This is a genomic window from Nonomuraea sp. NPDC049750, assembly GCF_040659625.1.
Taxonomy (GTDB): domain Bacteria; phylum Actinomycetota; class Actinomycetes; order Streptosporangiales; family Streptosporangiaceae; genus Nonomuraea.
The window spans coordinates 183,656-195,214 of sequence record NZ_JBFANB010000004.1; the positions used below are offsets into that span (position 1 = coordinate 183,656).

Sequence of the window (11,559 nt, forward strand, 5' to 3'; positions counted from 1 at the left end):
GCCCGCGGGCTCCATGTGCGTGCTGTCTGTCATCATGAACTCCGGGTCAGATTTCGACGTGCCCGGCCCGCAGGGCGGGCAGTCGGGCGGCGGTGCCGGCGACGAGCGCGCCGTCACCGGCCAGGTCCGCCGCGCCGAGCACGTGAAGCAGGCGGCGGATGGTGTCTTCTTGGTCGGCCGCCTCATGCCAGCAGGCCGCCAGCTGTGCGGCGGCCGGGTCCGTCGTGCCGAACAACTGGCCGGTGGGATCTGGCGCGCCGAACGGTCGTCCGGTGGGATCTGTCGTGCCGAACGGCCGTCCGGTGGGATCTGTCGCGCCGGACGGCCGGCCGTCGTCGGCGGGGCGGGTGGCGTTCGCCCAGGCGGCGAGTGCCAGTTCGAGCGCCGGGGTGCCGGCGCGGGCGGCGCGCAGCGAGCGCAGGGCGCCGAACCAGCGTTCCGGGATCTTCCGGGAGCCGTCGGAGCCGATCTGCCGGAGCAGATGCCGAATTTTGCGGTTACGGAACCGTTTGACCAGGTCATCAGTGTAGGTGACCGGGTCGGGACCGCCCTCGGGCAGCGTCGGCGCGACTTCGGCGCTCAGCGCCCGGACCAGCCGCTCACCCCAGCCGGTCTCCAGGACGTCGGCGATCGTCGCGCAGCCGGCCGCCGCGCCGAGATAGGCCAGGGCCGAGTGCGACCCGTTGAGCAACCGCAGCTTGGTGAGCTGGTACGGCACGACGTCGGGGACGAACAGGGCGCCGTCGAGCTCCCATGGCGGCCGGGGCCCGGCGAAGGAGTCCTCCAGGACCCACTGCCGGTACGGCTCGCCGACCACCGGCACCTCGTCCCACACGCCGAGCGCGGCGCGGGCCGCCTCCCGGTCCGCGTCGGTCGTCGCCGGCACGATGCGGTCGACGATCGTCGCGGGGAAGGCCACCGACGTCGCCATCCAGTCGAGGACGGCCCGCCGGTCCGGCCACGACGAGGCTTCGACGAAGCCGCGTACCACCGTGCCGAGCGCGGCGCCGTTGGCGGCCATGTTGTCGCAGGACACGACGCTGATCGGGGCGCCGCCGGCGCGCATCCGCGCGGCGAGCCCCACGGCGAGCCGGCCGACGACCGTGGTGATGTCCGCGGTCCGCGCCGCCGCGAGGTCCGCCGCGATCTCCGGGGCGCCGGTGTCGAGCCCGTCGGCTCCGGGGCGGCGGTAGTGGCCGGCCTCCGTGATCGTCAGGGTCGCCACCGTGACGCCGGGATCGGCGAGCAGCTCGTCGACCCGCTCGGCGTCCTGGCGCATCCCCAAGGCGCCGACGATGGACCCGATCGCGCGGGTGGTGGTGGCCGCGGGGTGGTGCTCGGCCACCGAGTACAGGCAGTCCTGTACGCGCATCGCCTTGACCACTCGCGTCGAGCGTGGGGCCACGGCGACGATCCCCCACGGCTCGCCGCTACGGGCCGCCGCGCTCTCGGTGTAGACCGCCTGGTGGGCCCGGTGGAAGGCGCCGAGGCCGAAGTGGACGACCTTCGGGCGCAGTTCCCGGGGATCGACGGCCGGGCGCAGGTCCGGCGCGATCCGGTCGAGCGTGGCGAGGCTCAGCGAGGGCAGGATCGAGGTCTTCACCAGTCATGCACCGAGCCGTCGAGGCGCCGCGCGACGGGCAGGTAGCGAGCCTCATAGGGGAAGCGCGCGGCCTCCTTCTCGTCGTACTCGACACCGAGACCGGGCTCCTCCGACGGGTTGAGCATGCCGTCGGCCAGCGTCACCCCGCTGCGGAAGACCTCCGCGGCCTCGTCGGGGTGGCCCATGTACTCCTGGATGCCGAAGTTCGGCACCGAGAGGTCGATGTGCACCGCGGCGGCCAGGGTGATCGGTGAGAGGTCCGTCGCCCCATGGGAACCGGTTCTGACCTGGTAGAGCGCGGCCAGGTCGAAGATCCGGCGCAGGTGCGTGATCCCGCCGGCGTGGACGACGGTGGTGCGCACGTAGTCGATAAGCTGCTCGGTGATCAGGTGCTGGACGTCCCAGATCGAGGTCAGCGTCTCGCCGACCGCGATCGGCGTCGTCGTGTGCTGACGGATGAGCCGGAACGACTCCTGGTTCTCGGCCGGTGTCGGGTCCTCCATCCAGAACAGCCGGCAGTCCTCCACCCGCTTGCCGAAGCGGGCCGCCTCGATCGGCGTGAGCCGGTGGTGGATGTCGTGCAGGAGGTGGAAGCCGAAGCCGAAGCGCTCGCGTACGGCTTCGAGGTAGGTCGGCGCGAACCCGAGATAGGCCTCGGTGTCCCAGGGCTGCTCGTCGGGCAGCGAGCTCGCGGCCGGTTCGTACACCTTGCCCTTGCGGATCCCGTAGGTGCCGCCGACGTCCGGGACGGCGGCCTGGGCGCGGACCGCCTTGTAGCCGAGATCAAGGAACCGCTCGACGTCGTCGAGCAGGGAGGGGACGTCCATGCCGCTGGCGTGCGAGTAGACCATGACGCCATCGCGGGAGCGCCCGCCGAGCAGCTGGTAGACCGGCAGACCGGCGACCTTGCCCTTGATGTCCCACAGGGCCGTGTCCACGGCGGAGATGGCCGTCATCGTGACGGGGCCGCGGCGCCAGTACGCGCCACGGTAGAGGTACTGCCACATGTCCTCGATCCGCGCCGGATCCTTGCCGATCAGCAGCGGTACGAGGTGCTCCTGCAGGTAGCTCGCGACGGCCAGTTCGCGACCGTTCAGCGTGGCGTCGCCGAGACCTGTCACACCGTCCGAGGTCGTGATGCGCAAGGTGACGAAGGTCCGCCCCGGGGAGGCCACGAACACCTCGGCACGCTCGATCTTGCTCACAGGTCCACTCCTTCGGACGATCTCCGACGTTCTGTAGTCGAGCAGTACTGATATACAAGCATCTGTCGCACAGATGCGCAATACTAGTTGTGCGATGACCGGGTAGGGTGGGCGTGTGGCCGGATCGAACCAGCGGCGGACCAGTCGTCGCACTGTTTACGAGGCCCTGCGCCGCAAGGTCCTGACCCTTGAGCTCCCGCCGGGGACGGCCCTGTCCGAGAACGAGCTCGCGGCCGCGCTCAAGGTGAGCCGCACGCCGGTCCGGGAGAGCCTGATCCTGCTGTCGGAAGAGGGCCTGGTCCAGATCTTTCCCCAGGTCGGCTCGTTCGTCTCCCGTGTCGACCCGGCCCGGGTGGCCGACGCGCAGTTCCTGCGTGAGGCCGTGGAGCTGGCCTCACTCGACGACCTGCCCGCCGAGCTCGACCCCGGCCTGATCGAGGAGCTGCGGCAGAACCTCAGGGACCAGCAGCGGCCCGACCTCGACATCGAGGGGTTCTTCGCCCTCGACGAGGCCTTCCACCAGGGCCTGCTGCGGCTGAGCGGGCACGGCAGCGCCTGGACGACCGTGGCCTCGGCCAAGGGGCATCTGGACCGCGCGCGCCGGCTCGGCCTCCATGTGACCTCCCCGACGAGTTTCGCCGCCCAGCACGTCGAGATCCTCGACGCGGTGGTCCGCGGCGACGTGGTGCTGGCCCGCTCGGCCATGCGCACCCACCTGAGGGCGGTCTTCAACGACGTCGAGCGCATCCGGGAGCACTCGCCGGAGCTGTTCGCCACGGACTCCGGCTCGGCTCCGGTCCGCCGCAACGTCGTCGTCTGGGAGTAACGGGAGATGCGCTTGAGTCTCCACTAAGGGGAGGCACAAGGGTGGAAGGCATGGACGGCGACACGCTCTACTCGATCGGCGAACTGGCGCGGCGGACCGGCCTGACGGTCAAGGCCATCCGGTTCTACTCCGACCGCGGGATCGTGCCGCCGACCGGCCGAAGCCCGGCCGGCTACCGCCGCTACGACGTCGACGCCCTCGCCCGCCTCGAACTGGTGCGGACGCTGCGCGACCTGGGGCTGGACCTGCCCACGATCCGGAAGGTCGTGGACCGGGAGGTCTCGCTCGCCGAGGTCGCCGCGGCGCACGCCGACGCGCTGGCGGTGCGGATCCGCACGCTGCGGCTGCGGCGCGCGGTGCTGACGGCGGTGGCCAGGCGCGGGTCCACCCCTGAGGAGACGGATCTCATGCACAAGCTGGCCAAGCTCTCCGAGGACGAACGCCGCCGGTTGATCGGCGACTTCCTCGACACCGCCTTCGGCGGCCTGGACGCCCACCCCGGGCTCGCGGGAATCATGCGCTCGATGACCCCCGAACTGCCCGACAATCCCGAACCCGATCAGGTCGAGGCGTGGGTGGAGCTCGCCGAGCTGTCCCAGGACGCGGACTTCCGGGCCGGGGTGCGGCGCCTGGCCGATCAGTACGCGGCGGAGCGGGCCCAGGGCGACACCACGCTCCCGCGCCGCGACTCCGCCGCGATGGTCCGCGAAGAGGTGGCCCCGGCCCTGGCGGCCGGCCTCGACCCCGCCTCGCCCCGGGCCGAGGCGGTCGTGGCGGCGGTCACGGCCCGATACGCGCACCTCTACGACTGCCCCGACGACGCCGATCTCCGGCACCGCCTGCTGGTACGGCTGGAGAGCGCGAACGACCCGCGCTGGGAGCGCTACCTGCGGCTGCTCGCGGTGATCAACGGCTGGCCCGCGCCGGAGAGCCTGGCGCCGGCGCTCGACTGGTTCATCCGTGCCCTGCGGGCCGGCGGCACGCATAGTGCCAGTTCAGAGGGGAAAGAGGGACGCATGTAGCCATTGATGGGGGCGTCATGGTCTCTTCGCAAGGTGTCTTCAGGCGCAAACCGGTGGAGCAGATCGCCACCGAGCACGAGGGGGAGCTGTCCAGGTCACTCGGCCTGTGGCAGCTCACCGCCATCGGGGTGGGCGGCATCATCGGCGCGGGGATCTTCGCCCTGGCCGGCGCGGTCGCCAACCAGACGGCGGGGCCGGCCGTGCTGGTGTCCTTCCTCATCGCGGGGGTGGCCAGCGCCGCCGCCGCGTTCTCCTACGCCGAGTTCGCGGGCATGATCCCGAAGTCGGGCTCCGCCTACACCTACGGGTACGCGGTCCTGGGCGAGATCGTCGGCTGGTTCATCGGCTGGGACCTGCTGCTGGAGTACACCGCCATCGTCGCGGTCGTGGCCATCGGTATCTCGGGCTACTTCGGCTTCCTCGTCCAGCAACTCGGCTTCACGCTGCCCGCCTGGATGCTCGGCGCGCCCGGCACCGGCCCCGGGCACGTGGTGGACCTGTTCGCGGTCCTGTTGTGCCTGCTCATCGCGTACCTGCTGAACCTCGGCATCCGCGCCGCCGCCAGGTTCGAGACGTGGGTGGTGGCCATCAAGGTCGCCGTCGTGGTGCTGGTGATCGTGGTCGGCTTCTTCTACATCAAGCCCGCCAACTACACGCCGTTCTTCCCGTTCGGGGTCAGCGGCGCGATCACCGGGGCCGCGACCGTGTTCTTCGCGGTGTTCGGCTATGACGCGATGAGCACCGCGGCCGAGGAGTCGCGGGACGCCCGGCGGCACATGCCGAAAGCGATCATCTACTCGCTCACCATCTCGATGATCCTCTATGTGCTGGCCACGCTCGTGCTCACCGGCATGCAGAACTACCGCGACATCGACCCGGAGAGCGGCTTCGCCACGGCGTTCGCCTCCGTCGGGCTGTCCGGGCTGGCCTCGCTGATCGCGGCCGGCGCCGTGGTGGGCATCCTCACGGTCATGTTCACCTTCATGCTCGGTGTCACCCGGGTCTGGTTCTCGATGAGCCGTGACGGGCTGCTGCCGCAGTGGTTCGCCAAGCTGCACCCGGTACGGCGGGTGCCCACCCGGGTCACGTGGATCGTGGGGGTCGCGTCGGGAGTGATCGCCGGGTTCCTGCCCATCCGGGAGGCCGCCGAGCTGACCAACATCGGGATCCTGCTGGCGTTCGTGGTCGTGTGCGTGGCGGTGATCGTGCTCCGCTATCGGCAGCCCGAGCTGCACCGCACGTTCCGCACGCCGGGCATGCCGGTGGTGCCGGCCCTCGGCGCGCTCTTCTCGATCTGGCTGATCACGTTCCTGGACCCGCTGACGTGGCTGCGGTTCGCCGTCTGGTTCGTGCTGGGGCTGATCATCTACTTCAGCTACAGCCGCCGGCACTCTCAGCTGGCCTGACGCTCCCTGGATCAGATGCGCGAGGGGTGAGGCCGCGCGGGTGGCGTGTGGATAACCTCTCGATCGCTAACTATGTGCATTAGCCTAACCACCGTGAGTAACAGAGCCGCTGCCGGCACCCCCCTCTTTCGCCGTACGATCGCCCGCGTTCTGCGTCGCATCGGGCGGCGCGGCGCCTCCCTGGCGTTCATCGGTCTGCTGAGCATGGCCATCGCCGCGTCCCTCGCGTTCGTGCCGGCCGACCAGCGGGTCGCCCCCGGATACGCCATGCTGGCCTCCATCGCCCCCTTGACCGTCTGGGCGCTGGTCTGGTGCGCCACCGGCGCTCTGTGCCTGGTGCAGATGTTCATGCGCTCGGACCGGGTGGCCTTCGCCGCCGCCACCGCGCTGCTCATGATGTACGGCCTGGTCTACCTGCTTTCGACCTTCACCGGCGTCAACCCGAGGGGGTGGGTCGGCGGCGCGGTCTGGCTGGCCTTCGGCGGCTGGATCGCGCTGATCGCCACCTGGCCCGAGGCCGTCGTGGTGAGCCGCTTCCCGGGCGGCCGGGCCGACTCGGCGGCCGTCATCGTCGCCGACGGCGCCGGAGTCATCCAGTCGTGGAATCCCCAGGCCGCGACCCTGTTCGGCTGGACCATCGACGAGGCGGTCGGACGGTCGCTGACCATCCTGATGCCGCCGCGATTCCGCGGCCAGCACGCCGCCGGCCTGGCCCGGGTGGGCTCCACCGGCCGCTCCGAGCTGGCCGGGCGGGACATCCCGCTGGTCGGCCTGCACCGCGACGGCAGTGAATTCGCCATCGCCCTGACCGTCAACGCCTGGCACAGCGATGACGGCGTCACCTATACCGGCGTGGTGCGGCCAGTCGGAGGCGGCAGTGTCCAGCCTGAGTAACATCCTCATCCAGCTCTCCGTCGGCATCGTCCCGCTCGGCGTGGCGTACCTCGCCTTCCGCTCGGCCACCGACGCCAACAAGAAGACGCAGCAGACGGCGCTGATGCAGGCCGAACGCCACGCCGAGCTCGAACGCTCCAAGGTGGACGCCGACGCTTTCGTCCGCGCCAAAACGATCTACGAAGACGCGTTGACCCAGATGGAGAAGCAGGTGGCCCGCTTGCAGGGCCAAGCCGCCCAGGTCAGCGCCGACCTGGTCAGTGAGCAGACCGGCGCGGCCGCGATGCGCGAGCAGATCAGCCAGTTCCAGGCCCAGATCCGCGCCCTCGAACGTACCGTGATCGCGCTGCGCGCCCAGCTCATCGCGGCCGGACTCTCTCCCGTGGCCGTCTCCGAGACCACCGGCCCGTTCATGATCGGACATCCGCCGCGCCCCCGAACGGCGGAATGAGGCGGTCTGTCGTCACTTCGCGGGCGGTCGCTAAGATCGGCGCCACTTCGAACGGTGGAGGAACCGATCATGACCAAGGAGACGGAGACGCTCCTCGCGTCCCTGAACAGCCAGCGTGAGCATGTGCTCGGGATCCTGGACGGCCTTCCGGCGGAGGCGCTGCGGCGGCCGGTGCTGCCGTCGGGGTGGACATGCCTGGGGCTCGTCCGCCACCTCGCCCTCGACGTCGAGCGGTTCTGGTTCCGCGCCGTCGTGGCCGGCGAATCGGTCGAGCTCGAAAGCGGGGACGCCGCCTGGCAGGTCGCCCCCGACGAGCCGGTCGAGACCGTGCTGGGCTTGTACCGGCGGGAGATCGAGCTGGCGAACGCCGTCATCGCCGCCACCCCTCTCGACGCCGGAGCGGCCTGGTGGCCCGACGAGCTCTTCGGTGACCGGCCGCCCCGGGATCTGTTCACGGTCATCCTGCATGTGATCACCGAGACGGCGTGTCATGCCGGTCATCTCGACGCGGCACGTGAACTGACCGACGGCCGAACCTGGCTCGTCCTGACGTAGCGCCCTGCCCGTCACTCGGTACGGAGTTCCTCCGGGTGCAGGGTGCGGCGGAGGAGGGGGCGGGCGGCTCTGGCCACCAGGACTGCTGTCACTACGCCGATCAGCACCATGAGGATCAGGCGGGTCGCCACCCAGATGAGCGCTTCCGGCTGTTCCTGGTAGCCGTGCGCGCCGGTGGAGATCAGGACGACGCCCACCCCGGTGAGGGCGGCGACCAGGCACACCGGGATCGACGTGGTGAGCGCCTGACGGATGAGGACCCGGCCCAAAGCGGCCACGGGCGTGCCGGCGCCGGCCAGGGCCGCGAATGACCGTCGATGATCCAGCAGCGCCTCCGCCTGGTGCACGACGAGGGCGGCGGCCGAGGTGGCCAGCGCTACCAGCAGAGCGAGGTCTATCAGCAGATAGACCGTCGACCAGGAAGAAGAGACGTCACCATAGGCGAAGATGCTCCCCTGTTGGGCGCCCTCGGCGGCGCCGAAGAACACGGTCAGTCCCACCACTGACAGCGCGCGGGCCCAGCCCCGTGGGTCGGCTTCCACAAGCCGGGCCGCGAGCAGGGTCTCGGCCGTCCGTGCGCGTCGCCCCACCCATCGTGCGGCTGCCCTGATCAGCCATGCGGTGGCGAGGACCAGGCCGAACAGCAGGAGCACCATGCCGATGACCATGATCAACGCCGCGCCGTACGCCCCGCCCAGCGGGAAGTGGCCCTTGCCGGTCAGCCCGGCGGCGAGCGCCCCCACGCCCGCCGCGACGAGCACCAGGTCGAGCACCCTCGGGCCGGTCGGCTGCGCCCGCCGGACCACGCCCAGCGGAGAGGACACCACGTGCCGTCCCGCCTTCAGTCCTGAGTACGTGCCGCTGAAGGTCACTACGGCGAGGATCGCCGGCATCAGGAGGGGGCGGTTCAGCGGCAGCGGCCACGACAGTGCCAGGTCGATCACCAGGTACACCGCGATGCCGATCAGCCCGCCCAGCGCCGCCCGCCACCCGCTCTCGTAGGCCCCGAGCAGGCCCACGTGGCGCGGCGTGGCCCCGGCCAGCCGGAGGGCGGCCAGCCGTCGTTCCCTGGTGGCGCCGGCCAGGCGGCTCACCTGGTAGAGGAAGGCCATCGCCGGGAGGATCAGCAGGGCCAGCCCCAGCGCGGTGAGGGCGCGCCCGTCGTCGCTGAGGAAGGCGTCGACGCGGGCGTCCCACGCCTGGAGCAGGCTCACCGCCACGCAGAACAGGAAGGTCGCGAGCGCCGCCCCCGTGGTCATGAGGCGCCCCCGAATCCGTTCGCGTCGCGACCCGCCCATGGCGAGCATGCGCATCACGGCGATCACGCGGCCACCTCCGCCGCGAGTTCGCCGTCGCGCAACACGAGCTCCCGGTCGGCGTAGGCGGCCACCCGGTTGTCGTGGGTGACGATCACCAGGGTGATGCCGTCGGCGCGGGCCGTACGGGTGAGCTCGTCCATCAGCTGTTCGCCGGCCAGCGAGTCGAGCGCGCCGGTCGGCTCGTCGGCGAAGACCACGCGTGGGCCGGTGACCAGCGCGCGGGCCATGGCGACGCGCTGTATCTGGCCGCCGGACAGGGTGCCGGGCCGCTGGTCGCCGCAGCCGGCCGCGTTCAGGCGCTCCAGCCAGGAGCGGGCGGTGTTCAGCGACTCCTGGCGGCCGTGCCGGTCGAACAGCAGCGGCAGCGCCACGTTCTCCGTCGCGGTCAGCTCGGGCACCAATTGGCCGAACTGGAAGACGACGCCGAAGCTCTGCCTGCGCAGGTTCGTGCGGTCGTTCTCGCCGAGCGTGTCGATCCGCTTGCCGTCGAACAGGACCTCGCCCGACTCCGGGCGGATGATCCCGGCCAGGCAGTGCAGCAGCGTGGACTTGCCCGAGCCGCTCGGCCCGGTGATAGCCACGATCTCGCCCGCGCCGATCTCCAGCGAAACCCCGTCTAAGGCGACGGTCGAGGCGAACGTCTTGCGCAGCGCGCGCGCTTCAAGCATGGGAGTCCTCCTTCAGGTCGGCCAGCCGTCGCATGGCCGTCTCGATCCAGCGCAGGTCGGCGTCGAGGTGCTGGAGCGCGTAGTCGGCGGCCAGCGCCTGGGCGGGTGAGCCCGCCGAGCGCTCCGCGGTGAGCTCGCGCATCCGCGCCAGATGCGCGGCCCGCTGCCGGGACAGGTAGCCGTCGGCGGCGCCGTTGGCCACGGACGCGACCACCACGCGCGACAGCAGCGCGCTGGACAGGTGCGGCGCGGGCGCCTCCACCCCGTCCAGCCACCGGGTGAGCTCGGCGATCCCTTCGCCGGTGATGGCGTACACCGTGCGTTCCGGGCCGCCGTCCTGCACCGTCTCCGCGACCTCGGCGAACCCGTCACGCTGCAGGCGCTGCAGCGTCGCGTACACCTGGCCGTAGGCGAGCGGTTTGGCGCCGGGCAGGCGCCGGTCGTGCTCGCGTTTGAGTTCGTATCCGTGTTTCGGGCGCTCCACGAGCAGCCCGAGCAGCACATGTCCGGTCGACATGGCGAGCACTATACATTGAATGAATAGTGAAGCGCGATCATGGTCGATAACCTGGCGGGCATGAAGGACCGGCCGGCGGGAGTCGACGAGCGGGCCTTGCGGGATGCCCTGGAGAAGTGGGGGATCGGGGCCGTCTCACTGGAGTACGCGCCGGTCGGGTTCGGGGATTACCACTGGATCGCGGCTGACGCGGATGGACCGCGATGGTTCGTCACGGTCGCGGACCTGACGCAGAAAGACCAGGCCGGGGACGGGGAGAGCGCGCTGCGCCGGGCCATGGACACCGCCGTCGCCCTGCGTGCGCAGGGTCTCGACTTCGTCGTCGCGCCTTTGGCGGCCGTCGGGGGTGAGACGCTTCAGCTGCTCGGGCCCCGGCACGCGGTGAGTGTCTTTCCGCTGGTCAGCGGGCGTCCTGGGGAGTTCGGCGACCGTCTGGCGGCCAGTGAGCGCCGGAGGACCGTGGAGATGCTCGCCGAGTTGCACCGTACGCCGCCGCCGCCGTCGACTCCCGTCCGGCCGTTGCGCATCCCGATGCGGGGCCGGCTGGAGGAGGCCATCGAGGCGTCGGGCGGGGTCTGGCGGGGTGGGCCGTACGCGGAGCCCGCCCGCGCTCTGGTGGCCGACTCCGCCGGGCGGTTGCGGGAGCGGCTGACGGAGTTCGATCGGCGGGTCGATGAGGCGAGCGGCGCGGACCTCGTGGTGACCCACGGGGAGCCGCATCCCGGCAACGTGGTGATGGTCGAAGGCAGCCCGGTGCTGGTGGATTGGGACACGGTGGGGCTGGCGCCGCCCGAGCGGGATCTGTGGCTGGTCGCCGACGGGCCGGATGACCTGGCGCGTTACGCGGAGCTCACCGGGCGGCGGCCCGACCCGGAGGTCATGGAGCTCTTCCGCCTGCGCTGGGCCATCGAGGACGTGGCCCTCTATGTCGAGGATCTGCGTTCGCCCCATGAGCTGAGCGCCGACACCCGGGAGGCGTGGGAGGCCCTCACCGAGACCGTGCGTGAGCTGACAACTCCGGCGTCAAAGAGCTGACATCTTCCTGCAAGGTACGGAAAACCTCGGCATAGTAGGAGAGATCTTGGTGTGCCGG

General features: G+C 70.9%; 12 protein-coding genes. 7 read left to right on the forward strand and 5 right to left on the reverse strand.

Annotated elements, in window-relative coordinates; genetic code table 11:
* Positions 1 to 46 precede the first annotated feature (46 nt).
* Entirely contained in the window at positions 47 to 1,603 is a 1,557-nt protein-coding gene (locus AB0J16_RS12755) for a mannitol dehydrogenase family protein (RefSeq protein WP_358537932.1), read from the reverse strand.
* The gene (gene manD, locus AB0J16_RS12760) at positions 1,600 to 2,808 is read right to left on the reverse strand and encodes a D-mannonate dehydratase ManD (RefSeq protein WP_358537935.1); all 1,209 of its coding nucleotides are present in this window, start codon (positions 2,806 to 2,808) and stop codon (positions 1,600 to 1,602) included. The genes AB0J16_RS12755 and manD overlap by 4 nt, the downstream gene beginning before the upstream one ends.
* A 115-nt stretch (positions 2,809 to 2,923) precedes the next feature.
* On the opposite strand from manD, the gene AB0J16_RS12765 reads away from it, so the two are divergent.
* The 6 genes from AB0J16_RS12765 to AB0J16_RS12790 all read left to right on the forward strand — a co-directional run bounded on the left by AB0J16_RS12765 (position 2,924) and on the right by AB0J16_RS12790 (position 7,962).
* The gene (locus AB0J16_RS12765; protein ID WP_358537938.1) at positions 2,924 to 3,634 is read left to right on the forward strand and encodes a GntR family transcriptional regulator; all 711 of its coding nucleotides are present in this window, start codon (positions 2,924 to 2,926) and stop codon (positions 3,632 to 3,634) included.
* Between the two features lie 50 nt (positions 3,635 to 3,684).
* Complete coding sequence (locus AB0J16_RS12770) at positions 3,685 to 4,656, forward strand: MerR family transcriptional regulator (RefSeq protein ID WP_358537940.1); 972 nt, start codon at positions 3,685 to 3,687, stop codon at positions 4,654 to 4,656.
* 17 nt (positions 4,657 to 4,673) lie between these two features.
* On the forward strand, positions 4,674 to 6,062 hold the full coding sequence (locus AB0J16_RS12775; RefSeq protein ID WP_358537943.1) for an amino acid permease: 1,389 nt from the start codon (positions 4,674 to 4,676) through the stop codon (positions 6,060 to 6,062).
* Between the two features lie 93 nt (positions 6,063 to 6,155).
* Positions 6,156 to 6,956: a PAS domain S-box protein gene (locus tag AB0J16_RS12780; RefSeq protein WP_358537945.1), complete on the forward strand. Its 801-nt coding sequence runs from the start codon at positions 6,156 to 6,158 to the stop codon at positions 6,954 to 6,956.
* Positions 6,940 to 7,407: a hypothetical protein gene (locus tag AB0J16_RS12785; protein WP_358537947.1), complete on the forward strand. Its 468-nt coding sequence runs from the start codon at positions 6,940 to 6,942 to the stop codon at positions 7,405 to 7,407. Before AB0J16_RS12780 ends, AB0J16_RS12785 begins: the two co-directional genes overlap by 17 nt.
* A 69-nt stretch (positions 7,408 to 7,476) precedes the next feature.
* Positions 7,477 to 7,962, forward strand: a complete 486-nt coding sequence (locus tag AB0J16_RS12790; protein ID WP_358537949.1) for a DinB family protein — start codon at positions 7,477 to 7,479, stop codon at positions 7,960 to 7,962.
* Positions 7,963 to 7,973: 11 nt separating this feature from the next.
* Here AB0J16_RS12790 and AB0J16_RS12795 read toward each other — a convergent pair whose 3' ends face one another.
* From AB0J16_RS12795 to AB0J16_RS12805, 3 genes are read right to left on the reverse strand one after another with little or no spacing between them, the layout of a single operon-like run.
* On the reverse strand, positions 7,974 to 9,287 hold the full coding sequence (locus AB0J16_RS12795; RefSeq protein WP_358537951.1) for an FtsX-like permease family protein: 1,314 nt from the start codon (positions 9,285 to 9,287) through the stop codon (positions 7,974 to 7,976).
* Complete coding sequence (locus AB0J16_RS12800) at positions 9,284 to 9,949, reverse strand: ABC transporter ATP-binding protein (RefSeq protein WP_358537953.1); 666 nt, start codon at positions 9,947 to 9,949, stop codon at positions 9,284 to 9,286. The genes AB0J16_RS12795 and AB0J16_RS12800 overlap by 4 nt, the downstream gene beginning before the upstream one ends.
* On the reverse strand, positions 9,942 to 10,466 hold the full coding sequence (locus AB0J16_RS12805; RefSeq protein WP_358537955.1) for a PadR family transcriptional regulator: 525 nt from the start codon (positions 10,464 to 10,466) through the stop codon (positions 9,942 to 9,944). Before AB0J16_RS12805 ends, AB0J16_RS12800 begins: the two co-directional genes overlap by 8 nt.
* A 39-nt stretch (positions 10,467 to 10,505) precedes the next feature.
* Between AB0J16_RS12805 and AB0J16_RS12810 the strand changes: the two genes are divergently transcribed.
* Complete coding sequence (locus tag AB0J16_RS12810) at positions 10,506 to 11,501, forward strand: phosphotransferase (RefSeq protein WP_358537957.1); 996 nt, start codon at positions 10,506 to 10,508, stop codon at positions 11,499 to 11,501.
* Positions 11,502 to 11,559 lie beyond the last annotated feature (58 nt).